Origin of the sequence: Streptomyces sp. NPDC091281 (assembly GCF_044757425.1) — a bacterium.
Taxonomy (GTDB): domain Bacteria; phylum Actinomycetota; class Actinomycetes; order Streptomycetales; family Streptomycetaceae; genus Streptomyces.
The window spans coordinates 405,386-421,963 of the sequence record NZ_JBIVUY010000004.1 but is presented as its reverse complement, the minus strand read 5'-3'; the positions used below and the strand labels follow the sequence as shown (position 1 = coordinate 421,963).

Below are 16,578 nucleotides of genomic sequence, written 5' to 3'. Positions count from 1 at the left end.
CCTACCCGTGATCACTTCAGTGCTCGTCGCCAACCGGGGCGAGATCGCCTGCCGTGTCTTCCGCACCTGCCGCGACCTGGGCGTGCGGACCGTCGCCGTCCACTCCGACGCCGACGCCGACGCGCTGCACGTACGCGACGCCGACGTTGCCGTACGGCTGCCGGGCGCCGCGCCCGCCGACACCTACCTGCGGGCCGACCTGGTCGTGAAGGCCGCCGTCAGCGCGGGCGCCGACGCCGTGCACCCCGGCTACGGCTTCCTCTCCGAGAACGCCGACTTCGCGCGCGCCGTCCTCGACGCGGGCCTCGTCTGGATCGGGCCGCCGCCCGAGGCCATCGAGGCCATGGCGTCCAAGACGCGCGCGAAGGCCCTCATGGGGCTCGCCCCGCTCGACCGGGTCACCGAGGCCGACCTGCCGGTCCTCGTCAAGGCGGCGGCGGGCGGCGGCGGACGCGGCATGCGCGTCGTACGCCGTCTCGCCGACCTGGACGAGGCGCTGGCCACCGCGCGCGCGGAGGCGCTCAGCGCGTTCGGCGACGGCGAGGTCTTCGTCGAGCCGTACGTCGAGGACGGCCGCCACGTCGAGGTGCAGATCCTCGCCGACACGCACGGCACGGTGTGGGCGCTCGGCACGCGCGACTGCTCCCTCCAGCGCCGCCACCAGAAGGTCATCGAGGAGGCGCCCGCCCCCGGCCTCACCGGGGAACTCACCGCCGAACTGCACGCCCTGGCCGTGCGTGCCGCGCGCGCGGTCGACTACGTCGGTGCGGGCACCGTCGAGTTCCTCGTCGCCGACGGCCGCGCGCACTTCCTGGAGATGAACACCCGCCTCCAGGTCGAACACCCCGTCACCGAGGCCGTCTTCGGCCTCGACCTGGTCGCCGAGCAGCTCCGGGTCGCCGAGGGCCACGCCCTGCCCGCCGAGCCGCCCCCCGCGCGCGGACACGCCGTGGAGGCCCGCCTCTACGCCGAGGACCCGGCCGCCGACTGGACCCCGCAGACCGGCACCCTGCACCGCCTCGCCGTCCCCGACGGCGTCCGCCTGGACACCGGGTACACCGACGGCGACCCCGTCGGCGTCCACTACGATCCGATGCTCGCCAAGGTCGTCGCCCACGCGCCCACGCGCGCGGAGGCCGTCCGCCGCCTCGCCGGAGCCCTGGAACGGGCCGCCGTCCACGGCCCCGTCACCAACCGCGCCCTGCTGGTGGCGTCCCTGCGGCACGAGGAGTTCACCTCCGCCCGCATGGACACCGGCTTCTACGACCGCCACCTCGCCGCCCTCACCGCGCCCGCCCCCGACCCGTACGCGCCGCTCGCGGCGGCCCTCGCCGACGCCTGCGCCCGACCGCGCTCCCGCTTCGGCGGCTGGCGCAACCTGCCCTCCCAGCCGCAGACCCGCCGGTACGCGGTCGGCGGCGAGGAGATCGAGGTCCGCTACCGCCACACCCGCACCGGCCTCGCCGCCGAGCCCACCGCCCCCGACGGCGCCGGGACCACGTCGGCCGCCCCGGTGCAGGTGGTGCACGCCGACGCCCACCTCGTGGTGCTGGAGGCGGAGGGCGTCCGGCGCCGCTACGACGTGGCCCGCTACGGCGACCGCGTCCACGTCGGCGCCGCCGCCCTCACCGCCCTGCCCCGCTTCCCCGACCCCTCCGCCCAGCGCGCCCCCGGCTCCCTGCTGGCGCCGATGCCCGGCACGGTCGTCAAGGTCGCGGACGGTCTCATCACCGGATCGAGTGTCCGATCCGGTGAACCGATCGTGTGGCTCGAAGCGATGAAGATGCAACACGTCATCACGGCCCCCGTCACCGGAACCCTGACCGAACTCCCGGTCACGGAGGGCCGGCAGGTGGGCCTCGGAGCCCTCCTGGCCGTAGTCGAGGAAACCCCCGCACCGCACCCGTCCGAAGGAGCCAGGGAGACACAGTGACCGCCACCGCGAGCACCCTCATCGAGTCCGACGAGCACAAAGCCCTCCGCGCCGCCGTGTCCGCCTTCGCGAAGAGCCACAGCAAGGCCGGCGCCGACGGCACGGAACCCGACAACCGCACCCTCTGGCAGGAGGCCGCCAAGCTCGGCTACATCGGCGTCAACCTGCCCGAGGCGTACGGCGGCGGAGGCGGCGGCATCACCGAACTCTCCCTCGTCCTCGAAGAACTGGGCGCCGCGGGCAACCCCCTGCTGATGATGATCGTCTCCCCGGCGATCTGCGGCACCGTCATCTCCCGCTTCGGCACCGACGCCCAGAAACAGGAGTGGCTGCCCGCCCTCGCCGACGGCAGCCGCCTGATGGCGTTCGGCATCACCGAACCCGACGCGGGCTCCAACAGCCACCGCATCACCACCACCGCCCGCCGCGACGGCACGGACTGGCTGCTCACCGGCCGCAAGGTGTTCGTCTCCGGCGTCGACCTCGCCGACGCCACCCTCATCGTCGGCCGCACCGAGGACGCCCGCACCGGCCGCCTCAAGCCCTCCCTGTTCATCGTCCCCCGCGACGCCCCCGGCTTCTCCCGCCGCCGCATAGAGATGGAACTCAAGAGCCAGGAGTGGCAGTTCGAACTCGTCCTGGACGACGTCCGGCTCCCCGCCGACGCGCTCGTCGGCGACGAGGACGCCGGCCTGCTCCAGCTCTTCGCCGGACTCAACCCCGAACGCATCATGACGGCCGCCTTCGCCATCGGCATGGGCCGCCACGCCCTCGGCCGCGCCGTGGAGTACGCCCGCGAACGATCCGTGTGGAACACCCCCATCGGCGCCCACCAGGCCATCGCCCACCCCCTCGCCCAGGCCCACATCGACCTCGAACTGGCCCGCCTGATGATGCAGAAGGCCGCCCACCTGTACGACGCGGGCGACGACGTCGGCGCGGGCGAGGCCGCCAACATGGCGAAGTACGCGGCGGGAGAGGCCTGCGTGAAGGCCGTCGACCAGGCCGTGCACACCCTCGGCGGCAACGGCCTCACCACCGAGTTCGGCCTCGCCCGCCTCATCACGGCCTCGCGCGTGGCTCGTATAGCCCCGGTGAGCCGGGAGATGATTCTGAACTACGTCTCCCACCAGACCCTGGGCCTGCCCAAGTCGTACTGATCAGCACCGTGCCGTGCCAGTCGCGCGAGGAGGAACCATGTTCCGCAGCGAGTACGCAGACGTCCCACCCGTCGACCTCCCCATCCACGAGGCCGTCCTCGGCCGCGCCGCCGAGTTCGGCGACCTGCCCGCCCTGGTCGACGGCACCGACGGCACCACCCTGAGCTACGCGCAGATCGACCGCTTCCACCGCCGGGTCGCCGCCGCCCTCGCCGACGCCGGGGTCCGCAAGGGCGACGTCCTCGCCCTGCACAGCCCCAACACGATCGCCTTCCCCACCGCGTTCTACGCCGCCACCCGCGCGGGCGCCACCGTCACCACCGTCCACCCGCTCGCCACCGCGGAGGAGTTCGCCAAACAGCTCGGCGACTCCGGCGCCCGCTGGATCATCACCGTCTCACCCCTGCTCGGCGCGGCCCGCCGGGCAGCCGAACTCGCGGGCGGCGTCAAGGAGATCTTCGTCTACGACAGCGCGAGCGGACACCGCTCCCTGATCGACATGCTCGCCACCACCGCCCCCGAACCGGACGTCACCATCGACCCGGCCGAGGACGTCGCCGCCCTGCCGTACTCCTCCGGCACCACCGGCCTGCCCAAAGGCGTGATGCTCACCCACCGCCAGATCGCCACCAACCTCGACCAGCTCGCCCCCGCCGTCACCGCGGGCCCCGGCGACCGCATCCTCGCCGTCCTGCCCTTCTTCCACATCTACGGCCTCACCGCCCTGATGAACGCCCCGCTGCGCCAGGGCGCCACCGTCGTCGTGCTGCCCCGCTTCGACCTGGAGACCTTCCTCGCCGCGATCCAGAACCACCGCATCACCGGCCTCTACGTCGCCCCGCCCATCGTCCTCGCCCTCGCCAAACACCCGGCGGTCGCCCGCTACGACCTGTCGTCCCTGCGCTACGTCATCAGCGCCGCCGCCCCGCTCGACGCGAGCCTCGCCGCCGCCTGCGCCGCCCGCCTCGACCTGCCGCCCGTCGGCCAGGCGTACGGCATGACGGAACTCTCGCCCGGCACCCACGTCGTCCCCCTCACCGCCATGCGCGAGGCGCCCCCCGGCACCGTCGGCAAGCTCATCGCGGGCACCGAGATGCGGATCGTCTCCCTCGACGACCCCGGCCAGGACCTCCCCGCCGGGGAGCCCGGCGAGATCCTCATCCGCGGCCCCCAGGTCATGAAGGGCTACCTCGGGCGCCCCGACGCCACCGCCGCCATGATCGACCCCGACGGCTGGCTGCACACCGGCGATGTCGGCCATGTCGACGCCGAAGGCTGGCTGTTCGTCGTCGACCGCGTCAAGGAACTCATCAAGTACAAGGGCTTCCAGGTCGCCCCCGCCGAACTGGAGGCGCTGCTCCTCACCCACCCCGGCATCGCGGACGCCGCCGTCATCGGCGACCTCGACGACCAGGGCACCGAGGTGCCGCACGCCTTCGTCGTCCGCCAGCCCACCGCCCCCGACCTCGGCGAAGGCGAGATCGCCCTCTTCGTCGGAGAACGCGTCGCCCCCTACAAACGGGTCCGCAAGGTCACGTTCGTCGACGCCGTACCGCGCGCCGCGTCCGGCAAGATCCTCCGACGGGAACTGAGGAAGAACCCATGACCGCCCCCACCCGCGACGGCGCCGCCCCCGAGACCCCGGCCCTTCTCGGCCGCAGCCGTGACAGGGGCGTCGAGACGCTCAGCCTCGACGCCGACGCCACCCGCAACGCCCTTTCCGCCCGCCTCGTCGCCGCCCTCTCCACCGCCCTCACCGACTGCGCCGAAGACCCCGACGTGCGCGCCGTCGTCCTCACCCACAGCGGCAGCACCTTCAGCGCGGGCGCCGACCTGAAGGACCCGCCCCCGCCGGACGCCTTCGTCGCGCTGCTGCGGCAGATCGTCGAACTGCCCCGACCGGTCGTCGCCCGCGTCACCGGGCACGTCCGGGCCGGCGGCCTCGGCCTCCTCGCCGCCTGCGACATCACCGCCGCCGCCACCGCGACCGCCTCCTTCGCCTTCACCGAGGTCCGTATCGGCGTCGCCCCCGCCGTGATCTCCCTGCCCCTGCTGCCCCGCACCGACCCGCGTGCCCTCTCCCGCTACTACCTCACCGGGGAACGCTTCGACGCCGCCGAGGCCGCCCGTATCGGCCTGCTCACCACCGCCGCCGACGACGTCGACACCGCCCTCGCCCCCGTCCTGGACGGCCTGCGCAGATCCGCCCCCGAGGGCCTGGCCGAGACGAAACGGCTGCTCACCGCTAGGGTGCTGGAGGCGTTCGAGCGCGACGCGGACCACCTCACCGCGCTCTCCGCCCGACTGTTCTCCTCCCCGCAGGCCCGCGAGGGAATGACGGCCTTCCTCGAACGACGGGACCCCGCATGGGTGTTGTGACCCCGGTCGACCGCGACCGCGCCCCCAAGCAGGACCGCAGCCGGGCCACCCGGCAGCGCCTCCTGGAGGCCGCCGTCGCCTGCCTCGCCGAACACGGCTGGGCCGGCTCCACTGTCTCCGTCGTCGCCGAACGAGCGGGCGTCTCGCGCGGCGCCGCCCAGCACCACTTCCCGACCCGCGAGGACCTTTTCACCGCAGCCGTCGAGTACGTCGCCGAGGAACGCTCCCTCGCCCTGCGCGACCTCTTCCCGCAGGGCGCGGCCGGGGACACCCGCGCCGTCGTCGCCGCCCTCGTCGACCTCTACACCGGCCCCCTCTTCCGCGCCGCCCTGCACCTCTGGGTCGCCGCCTCCAACGAAGAACAACTCCGCGCGCGGGTCACCGAACTGGAGGCGCGCGTGGGCCGCGAGACCCACCGGATAGCCGTCGACCTGCTCGGCGCCGACGAGTCCGCCCCCGGCGTCCGCGAGACCGTACAGGGCCTGCTCGACATGGCCCGCGGACTCGGCCTCGCCAACCTCCTCACCGACGACACCGCCCGCCGCCACCGAGTCGTCCACCAGTGGGCGGCCCTCCTCGACCAGAACCTCCCCACCCAACCCGAACCCACCCAACCCGCACCCACCGAGGCCTGAGCCCCCTCATAGCCCCAGCCCTCTGACGGCCCGAGCCCCCTCGCCGAGAGCGCCCCTCACGGCCCGAGCGCCGTCACGGGCTCAGCCGCTCCACCCGCCAGGCGCCGTCCGCCTCCGCCACGTACCGCAACCGGTCGTGCAACCTGTTCTCCCGCCCCTGCCAGAACTCCACCGACTCCGGCGCCACCCGGAACCCGCCCCAGTGCGGCGGCACCGGCACCTGCTCGCCCTCCGGATAGCGGGCCGCCAGCTCCGCGTAGGAGGCGTCCAGCTCGGACCGGTCCCCGACCACCGCGGACTGGGCGCTCGCCCACGCCCCGAGCTGGGAGCCGTGCGGCCGGGTACGGAAATAGGCGGCCGTCTCGTCCCGCCCGGTCCGCCGCGCCACCCCGCGCACCAGCACCTGCCGCTCCATCGGATGCCAGGGGAACAGCAGCGCCACATACGGGTTCTCGCCCAGCTCACGGGCCTTGCGGGAGTCGTAGTTCGTGTAGAAGACGAAGCCGCGCTCGTCGAACTGCTTCAGCAGGACCGTACGGCTGCTCGGCCGGCCCTCCGCGTCCGCCGTGGACACGATCATGGCGTTCGGCTCGAACAACCGGGCCTCCGTCGCCGCCTGCTGGAACCAGCGCGCGAACTGCTCCACGGGCGTCGCGGCCAGATCAGCCTCGGTGAGCCCCTCGGCCCGGTACTGCGCGCGCATCGAGGAGGGATCGGGGGAGACGGTCTCGGCGTGGTCCACGCCGCCATCCTGCCGCACGCGACGCCCTCCCCGTCAGTCCACCCGGTACGGACCGGAGCCCCACCCCGCACCCCGAAGGTGGCACTCAGTGCCGCGAACTCTCCCCAAAAGTGGCACTCGGCGCTACAGTTCTTGTGCCGTCCTGATGACCGTCCCGGCGCGTCAGGTGCTGTTCCGGTGGGTGACCGGCCGCCGCGCGGGGCATCACCGGGATGACCGCCCAGGACCGCGAGTCCCCGCAGGACCGCGTACCCCCGGCGTCCGCAGCCGCACCCCCGAGCCACACAAGCCGCACACCCCGCACCCGCACCTACAGGACCCACAGGACCCACCAGGTCCGACCCGTCCCACCCGCCGTACACATCCGAGGAGCCGCCTCATGTCCGACTTCGTACCCGGACTCGAAGGAGTCGTCGCGTTCGAGACGGAGATCGCCGAACCGGACAAGGAGGGCGGCGCGCTCCGCTACCGGGGCGTCGACATCGAGGACCTCGTCGGTCACGTCTCCTTCGGGAACGTCTGGGGCCTGCTCGTCGACGGCGCCTTCAACCCCGGCCTGCCGCCCGCCGAGCCCTTCCCCATCCCGGTCCACTCCGGCGACATCCGCGTCGACGTGCAGTCCGCGCTCGCCATGCTCGCCCCCGTCTGGGGCCTCGAACCCCTCCTCGACATCGACGCCGAGCAGGCCCGCGAGGACCTCGCGCGCGCCGCCGTCATGGCCCTGTCGTACGTCGCGCAGTCCGCGCGCGGCCAGGGCCGCCCGATGGTGCCGCAGAGCGAGATCGACAAGGCGCACTCGGTCGTCGAGCGGTTCATGATCCGCTGGCGGGGTGAGCCCGACCCCAAGCACGTGGCGGCGGTCGACGCGTACTGGACCTCGGCGGCCGAGCACGGCATGAACGCCTCCACCTTCACGGCCCGCGTCATCGCCTCCACCGGCGCCGACGTGGCCGCCGCGCTCTCCGGCGCCGTCGGCGCCATGTCCGGCCCGCTGCACGGCGGCGCGCCCTCGCGCGTGCTCGGCATGATCGAGGAGATCGAGCGGACCGGCGACGCCGAGGCGTACGTGAAGCAGGCGCTCGACAAGGGCGAGCGCCTGATGGGCTTCGGCCACCGCGTCTACCGCGCCGAGGACCCCCGCGCGCGCGTGCTGCGCCGCACCGCGCGCGAGCTGGGCGCCCCCCGCTTCGAGGTCGCCGAGGCGCTGGAGAAGGCCGCCCTGGCGGAGCTGCACGCCCGCCGCCCCGACCGGGTCCTCGCCACCAACGTCGAGTTCTGGGCGGCGATCGTCCTGGACTTCGCGGAGGTCCCGGCGCACATGTTCACGTCGATGTTCACCTGCGCGCGCACGGCGGGCTGGTCCGCGCACATCCTGGAGCAGAAGCGCACCGGCCGCCTGGTCCGCCCCTCCGCCCGCTACACCGGCCCCGGCAGCCGCAGCCCCCAGGACATCCCCGGCTACGGCGACACCGCGCACTGACCGGCCCCCGCGCACCGACCGGCCGCCGCCGCGGGGCGCGTGCCGGAGGCGTCACGCGGGGCTGAGCAGTCCCGCGTGGTGCCGTTCCGCGACCAGCGGGTGGGCGCGCAGCTTGCCCTTCAGCTCGTTGTAGCCGTACTCGGCGAACAGCGGGTTGGCCGGGTCGTCGGTCACGCCGGGCGCGGCGGATGCGTGCGGGAACGGCAGCGGTTCCACGCGCGCGTCGAGGCGAGGGTTGTAGAAGAAGGGCACGGAGAAGCGTTCCACCTGGCTCGGCGGCGAGACGACCCGGTGGTTGGTGGCGAGCAGGTAGCCGTTGGTCGCCACCTCCAGCAGCTCGCCGAGGTTGACGACGAACGCGCCCGGCAGCGGCGGCACGTCGTGGAAGAGCCCGTCCTCCCGCTGCACCTGGAGGCCGCCCACCTGGTCCTGGAGCAGCAGGGTCAGGAAGCCGTAGTCCTTGTGCGCGCCGACGCCCTGGTCGGCGCCGTTCCCGGCGCTGCCCGGGTAGCGCACGAGCTTGAGGTGCGGGTGCGCGTGCGCGCCGAAGACCGGGGCGTAGAAGTCGGCGGGCGCGCCGATCGAGGCGAGCAGTTCGCGCAGCAGCCGCTCGGCGACCGCGCTCAGCCGCTCCACCCAGCGCAGCGCGGCCGTCCGCAGCTCGGGCAGGGCGTCCGGCCACTGGTTGGGGCCCTGGAGCCACCAGTACGCCGGTTCGCCCGCGTCCGGCACGCGCGTGGGCCGTTCGGCGCCGATGTCGAGCTGGTCGCGCCAGTCCTGCCGTCCGCCGGTGCGCTCGTCGCCGGTGCGGGTGTAGCCGCGGAAGTGGGGCGAGCGCACGTTGTCGAGGGCGAGCCGGTCGGCCTCGGGCAGCGCGAAGAAGCGCCGCATGGCGGTCAGCAGCCCGTCGGTCTCCTCCCGGGTGACGCCGTGCCCGACCAGCTGGAAGAACCCGACGTCGTGCGCGGCGCTGTGCAGCTGGGCGTGCAGCAGGGCACGCGCCTGCGGGCCGCGGTCGGCGGCGGAGAGATCGATGATCGGCAGCTGCCGGTACGACACGGACGGCGGGGGCGACGAGGACGACGGGTGCGACGGGGACGACGGGTGTGTCGGGGAGGCCGCGGGGGTCGTGCGGGCCTCGGGGATCACGCGGGTGATGTCGGTCATGGTGTGCGTCCGCAGGGTGTACGGGGCCCGCGCGGGCGCCATGGGTGGGCGGACGCACGGGTGCCGGATGGGCAGAGAGGGGTCGGAACGCCGGAGGAGCCGGGGGATACGGAATCCGGGCGTCCGGGGAGAGTGAAGCGAGGGGCCCCGATGTCCCGAGAGGTCGGGGAGAAGGTGGGCCGGACGGCTCAGAGGGAGCGTCGACAGCCCATGCTCGTGACGCGGACGTAGTCCACGTGGCGGCGCCGAACGAGCAGAAGCATGCGGTAATCGTACTGCGTGCCGAAGGATCTGTACGTGGCGCGGGTCACCCGCCGAAGAATCCACGGCCGGGGCGCGGTGGCGCCGGACGGTGGGGCGGGGGCCCGGAACGCAGGCGACCCGCGAGCCTGGCCCTCGATGAGAGGGGCCGGCCGGACGTACCGGCGGCTCGCGGGTCGGGTGACTGCTGGGAATGGGCCGGCTGCGCGCGAGACGCGCACAAGGGTCCGGCGCCGAACCGAGTCTGGCGACGGGCCCTAGCCCGCAGCCACCTCTTCCGTCCGGTATGCATACATCTGCCGAACCACCTCCTTTCCGAAGTGAGCCCACTGTAGGAACGTCTCTCGCGCTCGTTCAAGTGTTTTTCGGGGGATCTCTTTCCTGCCGGACACGCCTAGGATTCCGGCCATGATCGAACGACGCGCCATCCTCAGCGGCTCGGTCTTCGAGGAGCGGATCGGCTACGCGCGCGCCGTCGTCGACGGCGACCGGGTCCACGTGTCCGGCACGACCGACTTCGACTACGCGACGATGACCCTCCCCGACGACGTCGTGGAGCAGGCCGAACAGTGCCTGCGGAACATCGGCGCGGCCCTCGCCGAGGCGGGCTGCGGCTTCGAGGACGTCGTCCGCGTCCGCTACCTGCTGCCCGACCGCGCCGACTTCGAGCCCTGCTGGCCGGTGCTGCGCCGCTGCTTCGGCACGGTGCGGCCCGCCGCGACGATGATGGTGTGCGGGCTGGTCGACCCGCGGATGCGGATCGAGATCGAGGTGGACGCCCGCCGCCCGCCGAGCCGCTGACGTCCGCGACGCCACCCGCACGCAGGGCGCTCGCCGTCCGGAGCGTTCCACGCGCGCGCAAAGCCGTTGACGCGCGTACGCGGCACCGGGTTGTCTGCCGCCGTGACCGATCCCGCGCCCCCACCCGCCCCCGGTGCCGCCCTGCCGCCGCCCGTCTTCCGTGCCGTCACCGGCGACGACGAGGCGCTGCTGGAACAGTGGCGGCACGTCCACAACGTGATCGTGCCCCCGGCCGCCCTCACCCTGGACGAGGTACGCGCGCGGGCCGCCCGCTACCGCCTGGAGAACGCGTACGCCGACGGCGTCCTCGTCGGCTGCACCACCGTCCGCCCGCCCGCGCGCCCCGACGGCGGCCCCGACGACGCGGCGGTGGCGACGGTCATCGCGCGCGTACTGCCCCCGTACCGTCACCAGGGCCTGGGCACCGCCCTCTACGACCGTGCCCTCGCGCACGCGCGCGCCCTGGGCGCCCGGGAGGTCGAGACGTGCGTGCTCGCCGCCAACACCGACGGCCTGCGCTTCGCCCACGCGCGCGGGTTCACCGAGACGGACCGCTACCTCCTGGACGGCGAGCGGGACGAGTGGGTGGACCTGAGGCTGACAGCGCGTTGACAGAGGTTCAATGATTCCCCCGCAATCTTCCGGGAACCATATGTGGGCTGCGTCACGTTGAAGTTGAATAAGGGCAAGTGAGCGAACCTGCAGGGGGTTCAGGTGAGTGCTTCCCGGCGTAGTGGGACCACCGACGAGCTGGGTCCGGACGAGCCCGACCGGCCGGACGGCGACGGCCCGGCGGCCGGTGACGGCGGCGGCCCGCCGACGGCCGCCGTGCCCGTCGGACCGGACGGCGCCGACCTGCTCGCCGCCCTCCTCGACGGCATGGACGCGGCCCTGTGCGCGTTCGACGCGCAGGGCGTCGTCACGCACTGGAACCGCGAGGCCGAACGCATCCTCGGCTGGAGCGCGGCCGAGGCCGTCGGACGGCACGGCTTCGCCGGGTGGGCGGTGCGCGAGGCGGACGCCGCGGACATCCAGGCGCGGCTCATGGCGGCCATGCGCGCGCCCGGCCGCCAGGTGCACGAGTTCGCGCTCCTCACCAAGGACGGCGGGCGGGTGCTGGTGCGCACCCAGTCCGCGGCCGTCCGCGGACCCGACGGCGAGCCTGCCGGGCTGTACTGCGCGTTCAGCGAGGTGCACACCCAGATCGACCTGGAGCGGTCCATCGCCCTCAGCGAGGCCCTGTTCGAGGACGCCTCCTGGGGCGTCGTCCTCATCGACGCCGACCTGCGCCCCGCCGTCGTCAACGCGCACGCCGCCCGCGCGCTCGGCACGGGCCGCACCGCCGTCCTGGGCCGCCCGCTGGGCGACCTGCTCACCCGTGGCGTGGAGGAGCTGGAGAACGCGCTCACCCACGTCCTCGCCGAGGGCGCGCCGCCCGCGCCCGCCGAACTGTGGGTCGGGGTGCGCACCCCCGACGGCGAGAAACGGCGCTGCTGGCGGAGCGGATTCCTCCGGCTGGCCTCGCCGCTCGCGGAGGAACCGGTCCCGCTGGGGGTGGGCTGGCTCTTCCAGGACATCACCGAGGCCAAGCAGGGGGAGCAGGAGGCCGCGCTGCTGCGGTTCCGGGTGAACCAGCTGCACCGGGCGGCGCGGGCCGCCGCCGAGTGCGAGGACCCCGCCGAGGCCGTCACCGTCCACCTCGACTTCGCCCTCGCCGGGTTCGCGGACCACGCCGTCATCGACCGCATCGCCGGAACCCCGCCCGCCGACGGGGACGCGGGCGCCGTGCCACGGCTCGTACGGATCGCGGCGACGCCCTCCGGGGGGCCCGGACCCAGCGCGCTCACCGGACACGCCGGGCTGCCTGTGCGGTACGCGGACAGTCACCCCGCGCGGCAGTGCGTGGCGCGCGCGGGGTCGGTACGGGCGTCCGCGGGCGCGGTGGGCGTGGAACAGGCCCGCGAGTGGGCGCGGGCCCGGCAGTGGCCCGAGGGGACGGTGCACGCGCTGTGCGCGGTGCTGCGCAGCCGGGGGCGGACGCTGGGCGTCGTCACCTTCCTGCGCGGGAGCGGGCGTACGGCGTTCGAGCGGGGCGACGCCGTGTACGCGGAGGACGTCGCCGTCCGCGTGGCCGCTGCGCTGGACCTGGCGGGGCTTGTCACGCGGGACGAGTGAGGCGGGGGTCGTCGTGCGGGCGCGGCTGGGTGGGGGCTGGTCGCGCAGTTCCCCGCGCCCCTGGGTGGGTGTGTGTGAGCCGGGATGGAGTGGAGCCGTCCGTTCCGGGCGCTGTGGTGCGCAGTTCCCCGCGCCCCTGAGGGTGGGTGTGTGTCATCCGGCGTCGAGTGGAGCTGTCCGCTTGGGGGCGCGGGGAACTGCGCGAGCGGCCACGGCGGACCCGCGCCCGTCGACGGGCCGGTGGTCCTCAGGGGCGCGGGGAACTGCGCGACCAGCCACAGCGGGCCCGCACCCGTAAGTCCCACCCCAGGCCCCCACCCCCCCCGTACCCGCCCCGCCCCGCAGGGACTAGTGGCGGTAGAAGATGCGGTCCCCGTACTCCTCCATGATCCGCCGGTTCCACTCGTGGCCGCCGTCGACGTTGCCGGAGCGCAGGAGGGGCGGTTCGATGCCACGGGCGGCCAGGGTCGACGCGGCCGTCGCCACGGCGGCCTGCATCAGCGCCGACGTGACGACGGTCGACGCGGGCGCGAACGGCGCGGGCACGGTGTCCAGGCTCAACTCCGCGTCCCCGACCGCGATCTTCGAGTCCAGCACCAGATCGCAGTGGTCCTTGAGGAACGTCCCGGAGACATGCCGTGACGTGGTCTCGGCGGCGTACGCCACGGACGTCACGCCGATGACCGAGACCCCGCGCGCGCGGGCGCCGAGCGCCATCTCGACGGGCAGCGCGTTCCGCCCGGACAGCGAGATGATCACCAGGAGGTCCCCCGCCCGCAGCGGCGAGGTGTCGAGCACGGCGTTCGCCAGCCCGTCGACCCGCTCCAGCGCGGAGCCCAGCGTGGCCGGGGTGACGTCGACCCCGACGACCCCCGGCACCGCGAGCAGGTTCATCAGGGCCAGCCCGCCCGCCCGGTAGACGACGTCCTGCGCGGCGAGCGAGGAGTGCCCGGCGCCGAAGGCGAAGAGCCGGCCCCCGGCGGCCACGGTGTCGGCGAGCAGGGTGCCGGCGGCCTCGACGGCCTCCGCCTCCTCGTCGCGGACCCGCTGGAGCAGTCCGATCGCGGCGTCGAAGAACTGCGCGGCGGGCGTGCGGTCGCTCATCCGAGGGGCCCCTTTGCCGTGTCCGGTGTCCATGTCGCGGATCACCGTGCGGTCTGGACCATCTCCCTGTCAATACGGCCGGGGCGGGCGGGGCGCGGGGCGGCACCCGGGACGGGGGAGCACCCCGGCGCACCCGCCCGAGCGCTCGCGGCGTCCGTCCGTACCCGCTCGACCACCGCGTTTTCCCGGCGCGGCACGCTTGTCAGTGGTATCCGGCAGAATTGAGGCCAGGGCCAGCGCACGCGCCGGAGAGCCGTCGAGCCTTCGGCAATCTCATTTAGGGGCACGTATGTCCGGACTGATCGACACCACGGAGATGTATCTCCGCACCATCCTCGAGCTGGAGGAGGAAGGTGTGATCCCCATGCGCGCCCGGATCGCCGAGCGGCTCGACCAGAGCGGGCCGACCGTGAGCCAGACGGTGGCGCGCATGGAGCGGGACGGCCTGGTCTCCGTGGCGAGCGACCGTCACCTGGAGCTGACGGACGAGGGCCGTCGGCTGGCGACGCGCGTGATGCGCAAGCACCGCCTCGCCGAGTGTCTCCTGGTCGACGTCATCGGCCTGGAGTGGGAGCAGGTCCACGCCGAGGCCTGCCGCTGGGAGCACGTCATGAGCGAGGCCGTGGAGCGCCGCGTCCTGGAGCTGCTGCGGCACCCGACCGAGTCGCCGTACGGCAACCCCATCCCGGGCCTGGAGGAGCTGGGGGAGAAGGACGGCGCCGACCCGTTCCTCGACGAGGGCATGGTCTCGCTGGCCGACCTCGATCCGGGGCTGGAGGGCAAGACCGTCGTGGTGCGCCGGATCGGCGAGCCGATCCAGACCGACGCCCAGCTCATGTACACGCTGCGGCGGGCGGGCGTGCAGCCCGGCTCCGTGGTCAGCGTGACCGAGTCGGCGGGCGGGGTCCTCGTCGGCAGCGGCGGCGAGGCGGCCGAGCTGGACGCCGAGGTCGCCTCCCACGTGTTCGTCGCCAAGCGCTGAGCACGGCGGGCGGCGCTCGCGGCCTGACCCGGTCGCACCCGGCCGTGCCCGTTCGTGCACAGCCGGGAACCGTTTCGGGACCGTCGTACGGCGTGCATCCCGCCCGAGGCTGAGTATTGTTCAACTCCTCAGAATCCAGGGGGCGTTGAGGAGCGGCGAGGCGATCTGTCGGTCTCACCGGATCGGTGGTTCCCTGTGTCGAATCGCAGCGCTCCGGCGCCGCGCGTGCCAGGCTGTTGCGTGAGGCATATGACCTGAGGGGGCGGGGACGATGTGCCCTGGACGAGCGAACGGCCCCGGCGCCGCACGGCGCCGGGGCCTGCCCTCCCCCGCAGCGACCCGGAGCCCCGAGCTCTCAGGGTCGCTTCCCTCGGACCGTTTTCCCCGAGCGGTCCGCCTCCCGCTGAAGATCTCCCCTCGGCAGCGGCGATCATTCCTTGAGCGCGGTCACTCGAACGAGCGGTGTTGGCCGCGGAAGCGAGCATTTTCGAATAGGCATTCGATAGCCTGCGGATGAAGCGGCGCCGAGGCGCGGCGGACAGCACAGCGGTACGACCGAAGACACGACGCGTGACCGGACGGGCCCGCTCTGGCGGGAGCGGGAGGTCCGGGCGGAGCTAGGGGGTGCCAGGACCGATGGCGCGACGGATCGACGTGACCGGCGCGGGTGGCGTACGCCTGGCCGCCTGGGAGTTCGGAGACCCGCCGAAGGGCGACCCGACGGTAAGCGGGTCGGACGCCCTGATTCCGGGTCAGGCGGGGCCCCAGGGCCGACCACCCGGCCACCCGGTCTCCACGCCCACTGACGCCGACAGCCTCGGCGGCGGCACTGCTGGCACCGGCGGAGCCAACGGCACCGGCGGAGCGAACGGCACCGGCGGAGCCGGCGGCACCGGGGTCCTGTTACTGCACGGTCTGATGGGCCGCGCCTCGCACTGGGCGTCCACCGCCCGCTGGCTCTCCGGGCGGCATCGCGCGATCGCCCTCGACCAGCGCGGGCACGGCCAGAGCGAGAAGCCCCCGCGGGCGGCCTTCACCCGCGACGCGTACGTCGAGGACGCCGAGGCGGCTCTCGAACAGCTCGGCCTCGGCCCCGCCGTGCTCATCGGCCACGCCATGGGCGCGCTGACCGCCTGGCAGCTCGCCGCCCGCCGCCCCGACCTGATCTCCGGGGTGATCATCTGCGACATGCGGGCCTCCGCCCTGGGCGCGGCCTCGCAGCGGGAGTGGGCCGACTGGTTCCGGGCCTGGCCCATGCCCTTCGCCACCCTCGCCGACGTCCGCAAGTGGTTCGGGGAGGACGACCCCTGGGTGGAGCGGCCCAACCCGGCGCGCGGCGAGTTCTACGCCGAGGTGATGCAGGAGTCGCCCGACGGCTGGCGCCCCGTCTTCGAACCCGACCAGATGCTGAAGTCCCGCGAGACCTGGGTCTACGACGCCCACTGGGACGACCTCGCCCAGGTCCGCTGCCCCACCCTGGTCGTGCGCGGCCTCGACGGCGAGCTGGGGCGCGCGGAGGCGCAGGAGATGGTGCGGGTGCTGCCGCGCGGGGAGTACGCGGAGGTCGCGGACGCCGGACACCTCGTCCACTACGACCAGCCCGAGGCGTGGCGGAACGCGATCGAACCGTTCCTCGACACCGTCCTCACCCCGGGCGGCCCGGACCCGACGGCCCCGTAGGCCGACAGCCCCCGTAGCCCCGTAGCCCCCGTAGTCCTGGGGTCGCATCACCCCGCAGTCCCGCAGTTCCGCAACTCCG

The 16,578-nt window shown here is 73.8% G+C and carries 14 protein-coding genes; 11 read left to right on the top strand and 3 right to left on the bottom strand.

The window, feature by feature from the left end:
• The first annotated feature begins 7 nt into the window (after window positions 1-7).
• The 5 genes from ACIQPQ_RS13420 to ACIQPQ_RS13400 are packed head-to-tail and all read left to right on the top strand — an operon-like array spanning window position 8 to window position 6,107.
• Window positions 8-1,933 (top strand): biotin carboxylase N-terminal domain-containing protein, encoded by a 1,926-nt coding sequence (locus tag ACIQPQ_RS13420; protein ID WP_401303211.1) that lies wholly within the window; start codon window positions 8-10, stop codon window positions 1,931-1,933.
• A complete protein-coding gene (locus ACIQPQ_RS13415; protein WP_401303209.1) occupies window positions 1,930-3,093 on the top strand; it encodes an acyl-CoA dehydrogenase family protein in 1,164 nt (387 codons plus the stop codon). The genes ACIQPQ_RS13420 and ACIQPQ_RS13415 overlap by 4 nt, the downstream gene beginning before the upstream one ends.
• A 37-nt stretch (window positions 3,094-3,130) precedes the next feature.
• Complete coding sequence (locus ACIQPQ_RS13410) at window positions 3,131-4,699, top strand: 4-coumarate--CoA ligase family protein (RefSeq protein ID WP_401303208.1); 1,569 nt, start codon at window positions 3,131-3,133, stop codon at window positions 4,697-4,699.
• A complete protein-coding gene (locus ACIQPQ_RS13405) occupies window positions 4,696-5,472 on the top strand; it encodes an enoyl-CoA hydratase family protein (protein ID WP_401303206.1) in 777 nt (258 codons plus the stop codon). Before ACIQPQ_RS13410 ends, ACIQPQ_RS13405 begins: the two co-directional genes overlap by 4 nt.
• Window positions 5,460-6,107 carry a TetR/AcrR family transcriptional regulator gene (locus ACIQPQ_RS13400; RefSeq protein ID WP_401303204.1) on the top strand — a complete coding sequence of 216 codons (648 nt, stop codon included), beginning with the start codon at window positions 5,460-5,462 and terminating at the stop codon, window positions 6,105-6,107. The genes ACIQPQ_RS13405 and ACIQPQ_RS13400 overlap by 13 nt, the downstream gene beginning before the upstream one ends.
• A 73-nt stretch (window positions 6,108-6,180) precedes the next feature.
• On the opposite strand, the gene pdxH is transcribed toward ACIQPQ_RS13400, so the two are convergent.
• Window positions 6,181-6,810, bottom strand: coding sequence for a pyridoxamine 5'-phosphate oxidase (gene pdxH, locus ACIQPQ_RS13395; protein WP_401303591.1), 630 nt, complete (start codon window positions 6,808-6,810; stop codon window positions 6,181-6,183).
• Between the two features lie 418 nt (window positions 6,811-7,228).
• Here pdxH and ACIQPQ_RS13390 point away from each other — a divergent pair, with 418 nt between their 5' ends.
• A complete protein-coding gene (locus ACIQPQ_RS13390) occupies window positions 7,229-8,329 on the top strand; it encodes a citrate synthase 2 (protein WP_401303202.1) in 1,101 nt (366 codons plus the stop codon).
• A gap of 51 nt (window positions 8,330-8,380) precedes the next feature.
• Here the strand turns inward: ACIQPQ_RS13390 and ACIQPQ_RS13385 are convergent, their stop codons facing one another.
• Complete coding sequence (locus ACIQPQ_RS13385; RefSeq protein WP_401303200.1) at window positions 8,381-9,496, bottom strand: isopenicillin N synthase family dioxygenase; 1,116 nt, start codon at window positions 9,494-9,496, stop codon at window positions 8,381-8,383.
• Window positions 9,497-10,165: 669 nt separating this feature from the next.
• Here ACIQPQ_RS13385 and ACIQPQ_RS13380 point away from each other — a divergent pair.
• From ACIQPQ_RS13380 to ACIQPQ_RS13370, 3 genes are all read left to right on the top strand, one after another.
• Window positions 10,166-10,558: a RidA family protein gene (locus ACIQPQ_RS13380; protein WP_401303198.1), complete on the top strand. Its 393-nt coding sequence runs from the start codon at window positions 10,166-10,168 to the stop codon at window positions 10,556-10,558.
• 186 nt (window positions 10,559-10,744) lie between these two features.
• Complete coding sequence (locus ACIQPQ_RS13375; RefSeq protein ID WP_401303589.1) at window positions 10,745-11,170, top strand: GNAT family N-acetyltransferase; 426 nt, start codon at window positions 10,745-10,747, stop codon at window positions 11,168-11,170.
• Between the two features lie 102 nt (window positions 11,171-11,272).
• The gene (locus ACIQPQ_RS13370; RefSeq protein WP_383769355.1) at window positions 11,273-12,733 is read left to right on the top strand and encodes a PAS domain-containing protein; all 1,461 of its coding nucleotides are present in this window, start codon (window positions 11,273-11,275) and stop codon (window positions 12,731-12,733) included.
• A 348-nt stretch (window positions 12,734-13,081) separates the two neighbouring features.
• Here the strand turns inward: ACIQPQ_RS13370 and ACIQPQ_RS13365 are convergent, their stop codons facing one another.
• Window positions 13,082-13,837: an SIS domain-containing protein gene (locus ACIQPQ_RS13365; protein ID WP_401303195.1), complete on the bottom strand. Its 756-nt coding sequence runs from the start codon at window positions 13,835-13,837 to the stop codon at window positions 13,082-13,084.
• A gap of 289 nt (window positions 13,838-14,126) precedes the next feature.
• Here ACIQPQ_RS13365 and ACIQPQ_RS13360 point away from each other — a divergent pair, with 289 nt between their 5' ends.
• Window positions 14,127-14,819 (top strand): metal-dependent transcriptional regulator, encoded by a 693-nt coding sequence (locus ACIQPQ_RS13360; protein ID WP_401303193.1) that lies wholly within the window; start codon window positions 14,127-14,129, stop codon window positions 14,817-14,819.
• Window positions 14,820-15,455: 636 nt separating this feature from the next.
• Window positions 15,456-16,499 carry an alpha/beta fold hydrolase gene (locus tag ACIQPQ_RS13355; protein WP_401303191.1) on the top strand — a complete coding sequence of 348 codons (1,044 nt, stop codon included), beginning with the start codon at window positions 15,456-15,458 and terminating at the stop codon, window positions 16,497-16,499.
• Window positions 16,500-16,578: the final 79 nt, after the last annotated feature.